Annotated in this window: 18 protein-coding genes; 6 read left to right on the plus strand and 12 right to left on the minus strand. The window is 44.5% G+C overall.

Annotated features, from left to right (window positions below; translation table 11 throughout):
* Positions 1–7: 7 nt before the first annotated feature.
* A complete protein-coding gene (lysS, locus tag U0021_RS00530) occupies positions 8–1,531 on the minus strand; it encodes a lysine--tRNA ligase (RefSeq protein WP_114800229.1) in 1,524 nt (507 codons plus the stop codon).
* Positions 1,532–1,767: 236 nt separating this feature from the next.
* On the opposite strand from lysS, the gene U0021_RS00535 reads away from it, so the two are divergent.
* Positions 1,768–2,343 carry an isochorismatase family protein gene (locus U0021_RS00535; RefSeq protein WP_114800228.1) on the plus strand — a complete coding sequence of 192 codons (576 nt, stop codon included), beginning with the start codon at positions 1,768–1,770 and terminating at the stop codon, positions 2,341–2,343.
* A 73-nt stretch (positions 2,344–2,416) separates the two neighbouring features.
* Here U0021_RS00535 and argJ read toward each other — a convergent pair whose 3' ends face one another.
* Positions 2,417–3,634, minus strand: a complete 1,218-nt coding sequence (gene argJ, locus U0021_RS00540; RefSeq protein WP_114800227.1) for a bifunctional glutamate N-acetyltransferase/amino-acid acetyltransferase ArgJ — start codon at positions 3,632–3,634, stop codon at positions 2,417–2,419.
* 73 nt (positions 3,635–3,707) lie between these two features.
* Positions 3,708–4,523, minus strand: a complete 816-nt coding sequence (xthA, locus tag U0021_RS00545) for an exodeoxyribonuclease III (RefSeq protein ID WP_114800226.1) — start codon at positions 4,521–4,523, stop codon at positions 3,708–3,710.
* A 199-nt stretch (positions 4,524–4,722) separates the two neighbouring features.
* Here xthA and U0021_RS00550 point away from each other — a divergent pair, with 199 nt between their 5' ends.
* The 3 genes from U0021_RS00550 to U0021_RS00560 are packed head-to-tail and all read left to right on the plus strand — an operon-like array spanning position 4,723 to position 6,627.
* On the plus strand, positions 4,723–5,169 hold the full coding sequence (locus U0021_RS00550) for a thioesterase family protein (RefSeq protein WP_078256345.1): 447 nt from the start codon (positions 4,723–4,725) through the stop codon (positions 5,167–5,169).
* Between the two features lies 1 nt (position 5,170).
* Positions 5,171–5,860, plus strand: coding sequence for an ABC transporter ATP-binding protein (locus U0021_RS00555; protein WP_114800225.1), 690 nt, complete (start codon positions 5,171–5,173; stop codon positions 5,858–5,860).
* Positions 5,857–6,627 (plus strand): ABC transporter permease, encoded by a 771-nt coding sequence (locus U0021_RS00560; protein WP_114800224.1) that lies wholly within the window; start codon positions 5,857–5,859, stop codon positions 6,625–6,627. The genes U0021_RS00555 and U0021_RS00560 overlap by 4 nt, the downstream gene beginning before the upstream one ends.
* A gap of 27 nt (positions 6,628–6,654) precedes the next feature.
* On the opposite strand, the gene U0021_RS00565 is transcribed toward U0021_RS00560, so the two are convergent.
* From U0021_RS00565 to leuC, 5 genes are all read right to left on the minus strand, one after another.
* Complete coding sequence (locus U0021_RS00565; RefSeq protein WP_162816799.1) at positions 6,655–7,482, minus strand: RsiV family protein; 828 nt, start codon at positions 7,480–7,482, stop codon at positions 6,655–6,657.
* A 14-nt stretch (positions 7,483–7,496) separates the two neighbouring features.
* The gene (gene leuB / locus U0021_RS00570; protein WP_114800222.1) at positions 7,497–8,567 is read right to left on the minus strand and encodes a 3-isopropylmalate dehydrogenase; all 1,071 of its coding nucleotides are present in this window, start codon (positions 8,565–8,567) and stop codon (positions 7,497–7,499) included.
* Positions 8,568–8,584: 17 nt separating this feature from the next.
* Positions 8,585–9,343 carry a hypothetical protein gene (locus tag U0021_RS00575; RefSeq protein WP_114800221.1) on the minus strand — a complete coding sequence of 253 codons (759 nt, stop codon included), beginning with the start codon at positions 9,341–9,343 and terminating at the stop codon, positions 8,585–8,587.
* A gap of 3 nt (positions 9,344–9,346) precedes the next feature.
* Entirely contained in the window at positions 9,347–9,997 is a 651-nt protein-coding gene (gene leuD / locus U0021_RS00580) for a 3-isopropylmalate dehydratase small subunit (protein WP_114800220.1), read from the minus strand.
* Between the two features lie 157 nt (positions 9,998–10,154).
* Positions 10,155–11,573, minus strand: a complete 1,419-nt coding sequence (gene leuC / locus U0021_RS00585; protein WP_114800219.1) for a 3-isopropylmalate dehydratase large subunit — start codon at positions 11,571–11,573, stop codon at positions 10,155–10,157.
* 297 nt (positions 11,574–11,870) lie between these two features.
* Here leuC and U0021_RS00590 point away from each other — a divergent pair, with 297 nt between their 5' ends.
* Together U0021_RS00590 and U0021_RS00595 are read left to right on the plus strand one after the other, a co-directional pair.
* Positions 11,871–12,176, plus strand: coding sequence for a hypothetical protein (locus U0021_RS00590; RefSeq protein WP_114800218.1), 306 nt, complete (start codon positions 11,871–11,873; stop codon positions 12,174–12,176).
* Between the two features lie 125 nt (positions 12,177–12,301).
* Complete coding sequence (locus U0021_RS00595; protein ID WP_064611891.1) at positions 12,302–13,174, plus strand: LysR family transcriptional regulator; 873 nt, start codon at positions 12,302–12,304, stop codon at positions 13,172–13,174.
* Positions 13,175–13,221: 47 nt separating this feature from the next.
* On the opposite strand, the gene ruvA is transcribed toward U0021_RS00595, so the two are convergent.
* The 4 genes from ruvA to U0021_RS00615 all read right to left on the minus strand — a co-directional run bounded on the left by ruvA (position 13,222) and on the right by U0021_RS00615 (position 16,645).
* A complete protein-coding gene (gene ruvA / locus U0021_RS00600) occupies positions 13,222–13,836 on the minus strand; it encodes a Holliday junction branch migration protein RuvA (RefSeq protein WP_049237589.1) in 615 nt (204 codons plus the stop codon).
* Entirely contained in the window at positions 13,833–14,870 is a 1,038-nt protein-coding gene (fba, locus tag U0021_RS00605) for a class II fructose-bisphosphate aldolase (RefSeq protein WP_114800217.1), read from the minus strand. The genes ruvA and fba overlap by 4 nt, the downstream gene beginning before the upstream one ends.
* Positions 14,871–14,993: 123 nt before the next feature.
* On the minus strand, positions 14,994–15,284 hold the full coding sequence (locus U0021_RS00610) for a hypothetical protein (protein ID WP_049237591.1): 291 nt from the start codon (positions 15,282–15,284) through the stop codon (positions 14,994–14,996).
* Positions 15,285–15,442: 158 nt separating this feature from the next.
* Complete coding sequence (locus tag U0021_RS00615) at positions 15,443–16,645, minus strand: phosphoglycerate kinase (RefSeq protein ID WP_114800216.1); 1,203 nt, start codon at positions 16,643–16,645, stop codon at positions 15,443–15,445.
* Positions 16,646–16,722 lie beyond the last annotated feature (77 nt).

Below are 16,722 nucleotides of genomic sequence, written 5' to 3' on the forward strand. Positions count from 1 at the left end.
AAAGGGCTTATTTGTGGCGCATGTGTGGAAATAAAATCACATCACGAATACTGGCAGCATCAGCAAATAGCATCACAAGGCGGTCAATACCAATACCCTCGCCTGCCGTTGGCGGTAAGCCATATTCAAGCGCTTCAATAAAATCAGCATCATAATGCATGGCTTCATCATCACCAGCGTCTTTTTCAGCGACTTGGGCACGAAAACGCTCGGCTTGATCAATCGGATCATTAAGCTCACTAAAGCCATTGGCAAGCTCGCGACCACCAATAAACATCTCAAAGCGATCCGTCACATGTGAATTGGTGTCATTTCGGCGCGCCAGCGGAGATGTTTCGGCAGGATATTCAGTAATAAATGTCGGCTGACGCAGCTTGGTTTCAACTGTTTCTTCAAAAACGATGGTTTGTAATTTACCCAAGCCAAAACTTGGTTTCACTTCTTGTTTTAATTCATCTTTGACAAATTTTGCCAAAAATTCACGGTCATTAATATCATCACCGCTAAAATCAGGATTGTGCTCTAAAATGGCATCAAGCATCGTGATTTTCTTAAAAGGACCTTTAAAGCTGAACACTTCACCTTGATAAGGCACATCAGTCATCCCCAAAATATCCACCGCCAATGTCTCAAGCATACGCTCGGTCAGCGCCATCAAATCCTTATAATCAGCATAAGCTTGATAAAACTCAATCATCGTAAATTCAGGATTATGGCGCGTCGAAACCCCTTCATTACGGAAGTTACGGTTAATTTCAAATACGCGATCAAAGCCACCAACCACCAGTCGCTTGAGATACAATTCAGGCGCAATGCGCAAATACAGCTGCATATCCAGTGCATTATGATGCGTCACAAAAGGACGCGCAGACGCACCACCAGGAATTACATGCATCATCGGCGTTTCTACTTCCATAAAACGCTCTTGGGTCAAAAATGCGCGAATGCCTGCCACCACTTTGGCGCGGATAGCAAAAGTGTTTCGCGTCTCTTCATTCACCATCAAATCCAAATAACGCTTGCGGTATTTGACTTCTGTATCGGTCAAGCCATGAAATTTATCAGGCAGTGGGCGTAACGACTTGGTCAATAGCTCAAATGCTTCAAGATGCACATACAAATCCCCCTTGCCTGAGCGCCCAATATAGCCGCTTGCCGCCACGATATCGCCCAAGTCCAGTGACTTGATAAGCTCAAGCGTCTCACTTGGCAAGCCTTTGCGATCCACATACAGCTGAATGCGATCGGTCATGTCTTGGATCACGATGAACGAGCCACGATTGAGCATAACGCGACCTGCGACCTTGGCATACACCTTTTCACCACTTTCAATGGTGGCTTTATCCACACCATCAAACTGCGCCTGCAAATCGCCGCAATAGTTCTCAGGCTTAAAGGTGTTAGGATAAGCACTTTTGCCGGCTTGCTTGGCTTTTTGTTGTAAGGCGTCGAGTTTTGCGCGGCGCTGAGCGATTAGATCATTTTCTGAAATGGCAGTTTCGTTATGTTGTGGTTGATTTTGCGAACTCATAATATACCTAATATGTAATTTTTGGCGTGTCAATTTGATAAAAAATTGAATAAAAATATGCCGAGTATTGTAACAGATTATTCAAAATCAATCATTAAGATTTTGCCAAATTTTTGGCGCCGCTTCGCAAGGATAAACATTTGGCAAGCGTCAAAAAACCTGTTATGATGACTTAAAATTCTTCAAAACCTTAAGCGTAGCTAAGTTCATTAGCACAGATAAAAAAGGAGTTTGTGATGGCGACTAGGACATTTTCGGTACCGTATCGTATTCTACGTGATGATGTACAAGCCTTGATGATTGATGTGCAAGAAAAACTGACACCGCACATCTTTGAGCATGAGGCAATCACTCAGAAAATGGCAGTGCTCATTCAAGGATTGCAAGCTTTAGGCGTGCCTGTCATGCTTAATGAACAGTACAAAAAAGGATTGGGTGAGACCATTGACAAGCTTTACGGCTTATTAAATGACACCAATCGTAAAAGCTTTGAGAAAAAAAGCTTCAGCGTATGTGATAACCCACCATCTTGGGCGCATATTTTGCAGCAAAACCGTCGCATTGTGCTTTTGTTTGGTATTGAGGCACATGTGTGCGTACTTCAAACAGCACTGGATTTATTGGACAATGGCATGCAGCCTGTCATTGTCGCTGACGCTGTAGGCAGCCGAAATCCTTATGATAAAAAACAAGCCATCCGCCGTATGCGCCGTGCTGGTGCTGCAGTGACGACCACTGAGGCGATTTTATTTGAATTATTAAGATCCTCTGAAGAACCTGCCTTTAAGACCATTTCAGGCTTGGTAAAATAACTCATCAAAAATGGCTTATCACACTGATAAGCCATTTTTATTATAAGTCAATCAAAATCAGCCTGTATCGACCTTAAGAGCGGTAATCGGCATTGATTGTGACATATTCATGCGACAAATCACAGGTATAAACTGTGTCGCTCGCCTCGCCGCGCCCAAGTTCAATGTGAATGGTGATCTCAGGGCGCTGCATCACCGCCTGACCAGCTGCTTCGGTATACTCAGGTGCCAATCCGCCACGCTGGCAGATATTCACTTCATCCAGCGATACATTGACTTGGCTTTGATCAAATTCAAAGCCTGCTTTGCCAACAGCTGCCAAAATACGCCCCCAGTTTGGATCAGAAGCAAAAAACGCCGTCTTCACCAGCGGCGAATGCGCCACTGAATAAGCGACATCGGCACATTCTTGAGTGTTAGCGCCGCCAGTGACCTTAACCGTGATAAACTTGGTAGCCCCCTCGCCGTCCCGAACAATCAAAGTCGCCAATCGGATGAATACCGCCTGCAAAGCTTCAAAAATGGCTTGATAGTGCGGATGGTCGGTGGTGTCAATGAGTGCGCCCGTTTTGCCTGTGGCGATCAGTGTGCAGCAGTCATTGGTCGATGTGTCGCCATCAATGGTGATGCGATTAAACGAAGCATTGGTAATTTTGATCAGCATATCATCCAACAGCTTTTGATCAATAGCAGCATCAGTTGCCACAAAAGCCAGCATGGTTGCCATATTTGGGCGAATCATGCCTGCACCTTTTGAGATGCCTGTAAAATGATAAGTCACGCCATCAATACTGATCGAACTGCTTGCCAGTTTTGGGATGGTGTCTGTTGTACAGATGGCATGCGCAGCATCCAGCCAGTGATCAGGCGCCAAATCCGCCAAAGCAGTATCAAGCCCTGCGATAATCCGATCACTCGGCAGCGTCTCACCAATCACACCCGTTGAAAATGGTAAAACCGATTCAGCTGATACGCCTGTTTTTTGGGCAAGCGCTTGGCAAGTCGATAGCGCGCGCTGATACCCATCCTCGCCTGTAGCAGCATTGGCATTACCTGTATTAATCAAAAGATACTCAGGCACAGTCTGTTCAAAATGCTGACGAAGCACCTGCACAGGCGCGGCACAAAACTGATTTTGGGTAGTTACCACTGACACGCAAGCACCTTTGGCGATCTCAAAGACCGTCACATCACGGCGATCAGCATAGCGCACATGCGCCTTTGCTGTACCCATTTTGACGCCGTCAATATTAAAAATCTGTGTTGGAATGCTGATGTCACCGACTGCCACGATCTTTCTCCTTAAGTTGATCAGTTTTATCAAGCCAATCGAGCTTGGCTTGATGTTTTTTGATGTAAGAGTGTTATAGATTAAATTTCGCCCAAATAGGTGCATGATCTGATGGCTTATCCATCGCTCGGATATCGTAGCTGATACCTGCTGCCACGCAGTCATTTTTTAGGGCATCTGTACATAAAATATGGTCAATGCGCAGCCCGCGCTTAGGCGTATCCTCAAATCCGCGCGAGCGATAATCAAACCAACTAAACTCATCCTGAGCCTCTGGACGAAATAAGCGATAAGTATCCGTCAAGCCTGTGGACATGAGCGTCTGATACCACACACGCTCTTCAGGCAAAAATGAACAAGTCCCTTTGGCAAGCCAGCGCTTGGCATTGGCTTCACCGATCCCCACATCAATGTCCTGTGGTGAGATATTCATATCTCCCATGATGATCAGCTCACGACCATCAGCCTTGAGCTCATCAATATAGCGATTAAGATCGGCATAAAATTCCCGTTTCATGGGAAATTTGATCTCATGGCTACGATTTTCACCTTGGGGGAAATATCCGTTTAGCACATCAATACTTCGCCCATCAAAATCATAGCGCGCGTGGATCAATCGGCGCTGCGCGTCATCATCCCCAAAAGGAAAGCCTTTTTGGACAAATACCGGGGCAATCTTGGACGCCAATGCCACGCCATAATGCGCTTTTTGACCAAAAAACTCTACATGATAGCCCAAATCCTGCACCATTTTCGCTGGAAAAAGCGCATCATGCACTTTGGTTTCTTGCAGGCCAATAATATCAGCACCCAAAATGTCTCTGACCGCCTCAAGCTGATGTGGTCTTGCGCGAAGCCCATTAATATTAAAACTGACAAATGTCGTCATCACTCACTCTTTTTAAATTTTTAAATCATTTTGATGATTTGGTATTGTAACAATTTTTGATGAGATTTTGTGAACTTTATCCATCCTTACACTATTAAATCCCAAGTCCAATGTTGGCAAGCGCTCATCAAACGGTGTACAATGATTGGCAGAATGAACGCTTTATTGAGCTCGTGGTTTGGATAATTTTGGCGGAGTTATGGTAAATTTTCAAAAAACTTATAAAGTGTATATCAATCACACTGACGCTGGCGGTATCGTCTATCACGCCAATCATTTGGTGTTTTTTGAAAATTGCCGACGCGACTGGCTGACGACGCTAGGTTATGATGGCTATTTTTTAAGCCTAGATGATGCCAAGTCAGGATCAAAACAAGCTGTGCATTTTGTGGTGAGTCAAGCGGATTTGGCGTATCACACGCCTTTACTGGTTGATGATGAGCTGACGGTAACGGTGGATGAAGTGCGCATCAGACCAGCCAGCTTAGTTGTGCGCCAAAGCATTTATCGCCCCAATCAAGACAAGCCTGCCACCACGGCGACGATTACTTTGGCTTGCGTCATCAATGACAGAAAAACAATCCGCCCTCAGCGCCTGCCAGAAAATTTTATTCATACGCTGATGAGCGCGGCCAAGAGCGCTTAATATGGCTTTATTTATTTTTGATCGCCTAAATATCCATATCAGCACACCAGATCAGACTCGCACCCTACTTCATCAAGCCAAAGGCAGTATCAAGGCTGGACAAAAAATTATCCTAATGGGCGCTTCAGGGTCTGGCAAGTCGTTATTTTTATCGGCTTTGGCAGGTCAGCTGCCACATGATGGGGATGCTGTGCTGTATTTACCCAATCAAACCCTGTCTTGCTCAAGCGATCCGCTGTTGTGGCGTGAAAAAGTGGCGCTGATCACCCAAACGCCTGTCATGATCGCTGAGACGGTGATGGATAATTTGAAGCTGCCTTTGACTTTCAAGCAGCATCAGGATAAAGTGTTTGATCAAAACTGGCACATCTCTCAGCTCGGCAGATTTGGCAAGACGGCAGAGTTTTTAAATCAAAATATCCATACGCTGTCAGGCGGTGAGCGCCAAATTGTACATTTTTTGCGTACTTTGCAGCTTAGTCCTGCACTTTTACTCTTAGATGAGCCGACCGCTGCTCTTGACGAAAATACCGCTGCCAAGCTCATAGACTGTGTCAATGACTGGGTATCTGATCAGCCTGATCGCGCGGTCATTTGGGTAAGTCATCAGCCGCATCAAGCGATGGCGCTGTCTGCTATTAGTTGGTGGGTAAAAGACGGTATGCTGATCACTGAAGGGTCAAAACTGTGATACTCAGCCTAACAGATGTTGGTATCTCAGCATTACTTGTGTTGATAGCCATTGGCATATCGCTTTGGCTGAAGCTTGGGCTTGCCAAAACCCTGATGATTGCAGCGGTGCGTACAGTGGCGCAGCTTAGCTTGATTGGGCTGATCTTGGCATGGATATTCGCCAAAGAAAGTTGGTATGAGGTGCTTGGTATCTTATCAATCATGACGCTGACTGCCGCCATCTCCGCCAAAAACCGCATCAAAAGACCCTATCCAGGCTTGCTGATTGATACTTTATTATCGCTTGGGGTGGCGGCATTTGGGGTGACGCTGATCGCCATGCTGATCATTTTACAAGTGACGCCTTGGTACTCACCGCAGTACATCATCCCGATATCGGGGCTGATTTTGGGAAATTCTTTGACTGCCATTTCTTTGACCACGGGACGCCTGATCGATCATCTGCATGATCATCAGGATCAAATTCGCACGCTATTGGCGCTCAGTGCGACGCCTTATGAAGCCTGCCACCATGCCATCATCTCTTCAGTCAGCGGTGGTATGATGCCTACGATTAATTCGATGATGGTTGTGGGATTGGTGAGCTTACCTGGCATGATGACAGGTCAAATCTTGGCAGGCGCCGATCCTACCCAAGCGGTGCGATATCAGATTGTGACGATGTTTTTGATATGTGCAAGCAGCGCCATATCGTGTACTTTGTCGGCAGTATTTGTGATTCGGCGATTTTTTGATCGTGAGCTTCGATTGATTTTACCCAAATAAAGACCTGTTAATACAGGCCTTTATTGATTAATCAAACGGTGGTAAATATTCTGCTCTTAGCACACCCTCAAGATCAACAAAAGGAATGATCAGCTCAACAGGTCCCATCGCATAAGGGCTTAATACATAAGGATTGTAATACAGCACCAAACCTTGATCGTTGAAATAAAAATTATCCGTATACTCTAATGGATAAGTTTCTTTATACTCCTCAGGATCGCCAATGTCAGCTCGGTGGGCGTACAAATACCGATCATACGCCGCTTCAGTCAGCTCATACAGCCGACCCGCCTCTTTATCATAAGATTGAATCTCAAGATCATAAAGGCTGATCTGTGTACCGAGCGCCAAATCATAGATATAATAAGTGGTCGTCTGCATGCCATGTGCACCGCCCAAATACATATCATCCAAGACGGCAAACTGAGCCAGGGTGCCATGCATGCCAACAAATTGCGGTTCTACACTCTGATAATACGGCATAACAAAATTGTCATGCATAGATTCGCGGGCAAAAGTATCCAAATGGCGGCGAAATTTGATGCGTTCAGGATTATGATCTTGAGTGATATAAAAATTAAGCGAATCTTGAATCCATTTAGGTTCCAGTGATACCAATTGAATATCAATCGATGGGCAGCCAATCACCGATTCGTGCTCTGATGTCAGATCAGATGACTGAGCCTCAGTTTGTGGCTGACAGACGGACAAGACATCATCAGGCAGAGTATAGTCTAGCTCCACCGCTTGAAAGTCTTTAATGCTCTTAGCTTCTGGATCCGCGGCTGCGACTGGCAGCTTAGAACAAGCTGCCAGTATGAGACAAGCAGGTATGATTTTTATCCAATGATTCATTTGCTTATCCATGATCACAGCACAGCCACCACCTCATCGCCCATCTGTGAACAAGACACGAGCGTCGTGCCGTCTTCATAAATATCCCCTGTGCGATAGCCTTTTTCTAGCACTTTTTGCACCGCCTGCTCTATCTGCCCTGCACGCTGTTCATCGTTTAGGCTGTATCTGACGAGCATGGCAAGCGACAAAATGGTCGCCAATGGATTGGCTTTGTCCTGCCCTGCAATGTCAGGGGCTGAGCCGTGGCTAGGCTCATATAAACCCTTGCCAGTTTCGTTGAGACTTGCTGACGGTAGCATGCCGATAGAGCCTGTCAGCATTGATGCTTGGTCGGATAAAATATCGCCAAAGATATTGCCTGTGGCAATCACATCAAACTGCTTGGGATTTTTGACCAGTTGCATGGCGGCATTATCCACATACATGTGGCTAAGCTCAACATCAGGATACTCTTTGCCCACTTCTGTAAAAATCTCTTTCCAAAGCTCGGTAGTTTCTAGTACATTGGCTTTATCCACGCTGCACAGTTTTTTATTTCGCTTTTGGGCAGCTTCAAACGACACTTTGGCGATGCGGCGAATCTCACTCTCGCTGTATTTCATGGTGTTAAAGCCTTCACGCTCGCCGTTATCAAGCGTACGAATACCCCTAGGCTCACCAAAATAAATGTCGCCTGTCAGTTCACGGACAATCAAAATATCCAAACCTGCAACAATTTCAGGCTTTAAGGTAGAAGCACCCGCCAGCTCTTTGTACAAAATGGCAGGACGCAAATTGGCAAATAAATTCAAATCCTTACGAATCGCAAGTAAGCCACGCTCAGGACGCACGCTTCGCTCCAAGCTGTCGTATTGTGGGCTACCCACCGCTCCCAAAAGCACCGCATCCGCCTTTTGGCACAGCTCTTGGGTCTCACTAGGATATGGCGAACCATAAGCATCATAGGCTTCACCGCCCAATTTGCCGTATTCGTAAGACACATCAAGCCCTTGCTCAATGAGTTTATCTAACACTTTGACGGCTTGGGCGACGATTTCAGGTCCGATACCGTCGCCGTTTAGGATTGCGATTTTTTTGGTCATGATATTTCTCCATAAAATTATTCAAAACGCCCTGTAATCCAATAATTACCAAAGATAATATTACCTACTTTTGGCACATCATCAAACATATCAAGGTCAAAAACAGCCTCATACTCACCACCATAAGTACTTGCACGGCACCAATAAAAATCACGATTACTTATTGTATTGGTACGTTTTTGAGCTTCAATTACTGTTAAACTTGCTAAGACAATGGCAGTCTGCTCGCTATGTTCATCATCAGTAAACATTCCGCTTGGTCCAAAAAACTCTGAACTAAAACCAAACTCTCCACCATGTTGCTTTTGCCATTTATCAAAAGCATTTTCATCATCAAAAATATCAACATCTTCGGCAAATAAGGTTAAATAAGCGGTATGGATTTTATCATCGTCTTGATAATCCAGATAATTTGGTAGTTCAATGACTAGCGGATAATTACCATCGCACCAACCTTCCTCATCATCATATTCATGCGCATTCAACCAACCATGAGCCATGCCATCGCCAAACTGCCCATCTTCAATAGGCAAAATATGATTAATACCAAATTTTTGTGATGTTTTAGATGAAAAACAAGGTACAACATTGACAATTTCTTGATTGTCATTATTGCCACAAAGCCAAATTTCTGCTCCACTTGGGTCGGTATAACGCAAATAGCTTAAATTTTGTTGTGTGCTATGATGTTTTGCTAATGGTAAGATTTTACCAATCAATTGATTGATATCATCATCTGTATTTACCAAAAATCCAATTGCTGAAAAATGGCTCATTATCTATTCCTTTAACTCCCTAAACACCCACGGTCTTTCTTGCTTAGCCTTTTCTTCAAAGGCTTTGATATCATCACTGTCTTGTAAGGTCAAACCAATATCATCTAAACCATTTAATAAGCAATGCTTTCTAAATGCGTCCACTTCAAAGGTAAATTCTTGACCGCTTGGTGTCAGCACTTTTTGGTTTTGTAAATCCACCGTGAGCTCATAGCCGACAGTCTCAAAGCATTCATTGAACAGCTCATCCACTTCGCTCTCAGTGAGTATCACAGGGAGCATGCCATTTTTAAAGCTATTATTATAAAAAATATCGGCAAAACTTGGGGCAATCACCGTGCGAAATCCAAATTCATTTAATGCCCAAGGGGCATGCTCACGGCTAGACCCACAGCCAAAATTACTGCGAGCCAGTAAAATGGTTGCTCCCTGATAGCGTTCTTGGTTTAGGACAAAGTCGGGATTTTTTGGGCGTTTTGAGATGTCTTGACCCAAATAGCCTTCATCAAGGTAGCGTAATTCATCAAATAAATTATCGCCAAAGCCTGTGCGTTTGATGGATTTTAAAAACTGCTTGGGGATAATCAAATCGGTGTCCACATTGGCACGGTCAAGTGGGGCAACGATGCCAATTTCGGTGGTGTATTTTTCCATTATTTTTCTCCAAAAGACGGTTATATTGATACATTAAATCAGCGGTATGGATGCACTGATGCGCTTATGAATTATCATAACATTGGCTTACATAAGCATTTCATGCCAAATGACCAATTTTTAACCCGTGATTAAGTATCCTAAACTTATTTAGACACTAAAACGACCGCACATCCACAAAATGCCCTGCAATCGCTGCTGCCGCTGCCATGGCAGGCGACACCAAGTGCGTGCGTCCGCCATTACCTTGGCGACCTTCAAAATTGCGGTTAGATGTGCTGGCACAGTGCTCTTGGGGTTCAAGTTTATCAGCATTCATGGCAAGACACATAGAGCAGCCTGGCTCTCGCCATTCAAACCCTGCATCAAGGAAGATTTTATCCAAACCTTCACTTTCGGCTTGCTGCTTGACCAGTCCTGAACCTGGCACAATCATTGCTTGCTTGACACTGCTTGCCACCTTGCGACCTTTGACCACATCAGCAGCAGCTCGGATGTCTTCGATGCGTGAGTTGGTGCATGAGCCGATGAACACACGGTCAAGCTTGATATCCGCCAATGCCTGTCCTGCCGTCAGACCCATATACTCATAGGCTCGTGTCCAGTCATTACGCTGTACGTCGTCTTTTGCTTGTTCAAGGGTTGGTACATTTTGGGTAACGGCAATGACCATTTCAGGCGATGTACCCCATGATACTTGTGGCTCAATGTCTTCGCCATTCATCACAATCACAGTATCAAAATAAGCATCTTCATCAGAATGCAAGGTATTCCAGTAGCTGACCGCCTTTTCCCAGTTGTCGCCTGTGGGGGCATAAGGTCGGTCTTTGACATAGTCAATGGTCTTATCATCCACCGCCACCAAGCCGACACGTGCACCGCCTTCGATTGCCATATTACACACGGTCATCCGCCCTTCTATGGACATGTCGCGAAACACCTGACCGCCAAATTCAATGGCATAGCCCGTACCGCCTGCTGTACCGATTTTACCGATAATGGCAAGCACCACATCTTTTGGCGTTACGCCCTTACCCAATTTGCCGTCCACACGCACAAGCATGTTTTTCATTTTTTTGGCGACCAAGCACTGTGTGGCAAGTACGTGCTCTACTTCTGATGTGCCAATGCCATGAGCCAAGCAGCCCAACGCCCCATGCGTGGCAGTATGGCTATCACCGCAGACCACAGTCATGCCTGGTAAGGTCAAGCCCTGCTCTGGCCCTACAACGTGCACGATACCTTGGCGAATGTCATTGATGCCAAATTCTACGATATTAAAGGTGTTGCAATTATCATCAAGCGTTTGCACTTGAATGCGCGAAGTTTCATCTTTGATGCCGTCAATGCCTTGTTCACGCTCTTTTTTGGAAGTGGGCACATTATGGTCAGGAGTGGCGATATTCGCCGACAGACGCCACGGCTTACGATTTGCCAACTGTAAACCTTCAAAAGCCTGTGGTGATGTCACTTCATGCAAAAGCTGACGGTCAATATAAATCAGTGATGAGCCGTCATCACGCTGCTTGACCAAGTGATCATCCCAAAGTTTATCGTATAGGGTTTTGCCTGCCATAGTTTATTCTCCAAATCCACTGGCTAAAAGCCTTTATTAATACACCTAAGTGATGCGGTGGCTATGTAGCTGCCAATGCCACTCAGTTTAATTGATAATCAAAATTATAGCAAAAGATAATTAATAATAATAATTTATATTTTTTATAAATTTGAAAACTTTTTGGAATGATTAATTTGACCGTCTAAGAATATTCATCACTTAGTTATTGTACATTTGGTAAATTTTTGTTAATTTAGGTAATAACAATTGATCGGTATATTATTAGCCATAGTGTGCTTTATTAGGAGTCAAACTGTGCTCATCTACTTTGTTTCGGCAGTGATATTTTTCTTTATTTTATCGGTCGGCTTATATATCACTCGTCGTCATGGCGTGCGTTCGGAAAAAGTCATCGTAAGACTCTGCTTGATTGGTTTTTTATGCCAAATTTTGATTAATTGGCTATTTTGGGGCGACGGCGTGATTTACAATCCATTTAGCGCCACAGGCTCGATCGATCGCACTGGTTTGGCATTTTTGGTGTTATGTTTGATCAGCATTTTTTGCTATGCTTCTTTATTAATGCTTTTATATAAAGCCAATGATTTTTATAATGAATAATCCTTGATCGCTGAAGCTTGACATTAATCATTCCTTAAAATTTTTATTGCAAAACTTTTTGGAATATATTAAGCTAATATTAACACAGCAATATGCTGACATTTATTGATATGTTGGGTTAAGCGATGAATACCACAAATCTTGCTACTTTTGTAGCAGTCATGCAGACAGGTAGCATCTCTGGTGCTGCCGAAAAGCTTTATATCACGCAGCCTGCCGTGAGTAAGCGCATTAAAAATCTGGAAGATGAATTTGGGACGGTGTTGTTTGATACCGTTGGTCGCAGCATCATCCCAACGGCTGCTGCGCATGATTTACTTCCTTTTGTGCGGCGATGGCTTGATGACTACGAAGCCTGTAAGGCAAGCTTGCAGCACGCCAAAGAAGTCGCTTCTGGTCGATTGGTGATTGGTACCAGTCATCATATTGGACTTCACCACCTTGCGCCGGTGCTCAAAAGATTTATTCAGACCTATCCGGCGGTTCAGCTTGAAGTTCGGTTTGTTGATTCTGAAGAAGCTCATAAGGCAGTGCTTGAAGGTGAAATCTCTTTGGCTTTTTTGACACTACCACCGACCTATGATCGACGCCTAAATTATCATACCCTATGGAGCGATCCTTTATATTTTGTGACAGGCACGCTTAGCCCTTTGGCTCAAAAATCCAAGGTCAGCTTACTTCAGTTGGCGCATTATCCAGCGATTTTGCCAGCTGCCAATACCTTCACCAGTCAGATCACTTTGGCTGAATTTGCCAAGCATAATTTGCGCCCATATGCGACCATGAGCACCAATCCTCTGGAGTCCATTCGTATGCTTGTTTCGGTCGGCTTGGGCTGGTCAGTATTACCCGAAACGCTGATTAACCAGGACTTGATCAAAATTGATATGGCAGAAAATATCGAGCTTCAAAGGCATTTAGGTTTGGTTACCAATCCCAATTTGACTCGATCCGCCAGCATGCAAGCTTTATTATCTATGCTATCTATCGATGACTAATAAAAAATCAGCCAAATGATGCGGCTGGTTTTTTATGCTTTATATCTTTAAAATCCCGAAAGCTGACGCAGTGCTGCTTTTAGTAGATCAGAAGTATTGTTGATCTCATCGGATTGAGCATTTTTGATGGCTGCTTGCGCTTCTTTTTCTTTATAGCCCAAATTCATCAAAGCGCTTTCAACTTCAGCAATGATCAGCATGGAGTTATCGGCAGATTTGTCAAATAAGCCTTCTGCTGTCATTGGCTGCATTTCCCCAAACTCATTAAGCTTACCTTTCAAATCAAGCAAAATACGCTGAGCAGTTTTTTTGCCAATACCAGGCACACGCACCAAAGCTGCATCATAATCTGTTTCAACGGCATGTTTGATCTCGGCGGCGCTCAGGGTTGACAGCATTGCCAACGCCATTTTAGCACCGACGCCGTTGATTTTGATAAGTTTTCTAAAAATATCACGATCATGACGATCCACAAAGCCAAACAAGTTCATGGCATCTTCGCGGACATGATGATGTACATAGATGGCAGTCTGCGCACCAATGGTCAGCTGACAAAAGCTAGGTATGGGAAACTCGATCTCGTAACCCACACCACTTGACGTCATAATACAAGCTACAGGTGCATTAAGGTACTGCACCTGACCTGAGATCATACCGATCATTGATAATAATCAACCATTTTTTCTAAGCTGATTGGGCGAATCTTGCTTGCGTTACCTGCAGCACCGAAAGCTTCGTAGCGAGCAACACAAATCTCTTCCATCGCCTTCATTGACGCTGCCAGATATTTGCGCGGATCAAACTCCGCTGGATGATCATTCAAAAATTTGCGAATTGCGCCTGTACTTGCCAAGCGTAAGTCGGTGTCGATATTGATTTTACGCACGCCATGCTTGATCGCCTCAACCAGCTGCTCAACAGGAACGCCATAAGTTTCGCCAATATTACCACCATTTTCGTTGATAATTTTTAACCACTCTTGAGGGACTGAGCTTGAGCCATGCATGACAATATGAGTATTTGGCAGAGCTTCGTGAATTTCTTTAATACGGTCAATCGCCAAAATATCACCTGTTGGTGGGCGAGTGAATTTGTAAGCACCATGAGAAGTACCAACCGCGATGGCAAGTGCATCCACATTCGTATCAGCGACAAATTGGCGCGCTTCTTCTACAGAAGTAAGCAGCTGACTGTGATCCAAGACACCTTCGGCGCCCACACCATCTTCCTCGCCTGCCATGCCAGTCTCAAGACTACCAAGCACACCGATCTCACCTTCGACAGACACACCACAAGCATGTGCCATCTTAACAACTTCTCGTGTTACCGCGACATTGTACTCATAATCAGCTGGTGTCTTACCGTCTTCTCGTAATGATCCATCCATCATCACTGAGCTAAATCCCAACTGAATGGAGCGCTGACAAACCGCAGGACTGGTGCCATGATCCTGATGCATGACCACAGGAATGTGAGGCCACTCTTCAATCGCCGATAAAATCAAATGGCGCAAAAATGGTGCACCAGCGTATTTGCGCGCACCTGCAGAAGCTTGTACGATCACGGGAGAATCGGTTTTATCGGCGGCCATCATGATGGCGCGCATTTGCTCTAGGTTATTGACATTAAACGCGGGCAAACCATAACTATGCTCGCCTGCGTGATCTAATAATTGGCGTAGAGAAACCAATGCCATAATAGTCTCCTAAAAATAATAAAAAATATAGGTGGATTATACCATAAGCTAAGATTTTGCACCAAGTTAATTGCAATAAAAAAGCCGACCTCAAAGGTCGACTTTCAGTAAAATTAGGACAAATTAATACTGCTGATCTTCAGGTGCTCTGGCTTCGGCAGATTGATCATTAGTAGTCGCTTCAGTAACAGCTGCACCAAGGTTTTTAGCGGCATTAGAGGCCGTCTCTGCAGCATTTTCAACCGCACTACCTGTCGCCTGTGCCGCCGCTTCTGCTTCTTGGGCGACAATGGCGGTATTTGCTTTGGTGTCCTCAGCGGCTGATGATGCAGCTTGACTGGCTGAATCTTGGGTTTGTTGGCTACAAGCAGCCAACAAAACAGCGAAAGCGGCGGCAGGTAAGATTTTTTTCATGTGTTATTCTCTCTTATGCGTTTTGAAGTTATTAAAGTATCCAAATATCACTAGTTTAGTCAGCTGACCGCCATTTGACAAGCCCTGAATTTAATAATGCAACAAAAAATAACAGAGCTTGTAACAATGCCTTAAGTTTACATATAATAAATGAACATTTAAGCAGATGCTAAATCAAGCGCCGCAATCGCAGGTAGGGTTTTACCCTCCACAAACTCTAAAAAAGCACCGCCGCCTGTAGATAGATAACTGACCTCATCCGCCACTTGATATTTATCAATCGCTGCCAATGTATCACCGCCGCCTGCGATGCTAAAGCCTGACGAATCTTTAACTGCCATAGATAGTACCTGTGTCCCTGTGCCAAATTTATCCACTTCAAAAACGCCCACAGGTCCATTCCATAAAATGGTCGCAGCCTCATGAATGTGCTTGGCGATCTCATCAGCGCTTGCTTTTGAGATATCCAAAATCATGTCCGTATTGCCAAGTTCATTAACAGGCTTGACAGTTGCCTTCGCCTTTTCAAGCGAACCTAAAAAGTCATCAAAATCGATCTCGTTTTTGTCAGCCACCACCACTTCAGAGGGCAACAAAATATTGGTTTTTTTCATGATTTCTTTGGCGGTGTCAATCAAATCTGGCTCATACAAAGAAGCACCCACATTTACGCCTGTCGCTGCCAAAAAGGTATTGGCAATACCACCGCCAACGACGATACTATCACATTTTTGGGCAAGGCTTGTCAGCACATCAAGCTTGGTTGAGACTTTGGAGCCGCCAACAATCGCAAGTACTGGCGCGGCAGGATTATCAAGGGCTCTTGACAGGGCATTTAATTCTTCGGTTAATAAATTACCTGAGCAAACTTGCTTACCTTGCTCAATGGCGGCACGAATCACGCCCTCGGTTGATGCCTGAGCGCGGTGCGCGGTGCCAAAAGCATCCATCACAAAAACATCACAAAGATTGGCATAAGCTTTTGACAATTCATCAGAATTTTTCTTCTCGCCGACATTAAAGCGTACATTTTCAAGCAAGACCAATTCGCCTGCTGCCACTTCTACGCCATCCAAATACTCAGCCTCAAAGCGCACTGGCGCATCCAAATGCTTTGATAAATATTCAGCAACAGGCGCCAGTGAGTATTTTTGGTCAGACTCACCCTCAGTTGGGCGACCCAAATGTGACGCCACCAACACCGCAGCGCCTTTTGCTATGGCATCTTTTAGGGTTGGTAAAGCAGCTTGCAGTCGTACATCGCTGGTGATGACGCCATCTTTGATAGGGACATTTAAATCCTCACGAATTAACACGCGCTTGCCTGCCAAATCCAACTCTTTCATGGTTAAGATTGCCATAAATACCCTCTGCATAACTTAAAAAAAATTAAAAAATTTAGATATAAAATCTAAAACAAACACTAAATTATAAATGA

Origin of the sequence: Moraxella canis (genome assembly GCF_034424565.1) — a bacterium.
Lineage (GTDB): Bacteria > Pseudomonadota > Gammaproteobacteria > Pseudomonadales > Moraxellaceae > Moraxella > Moraxella canis.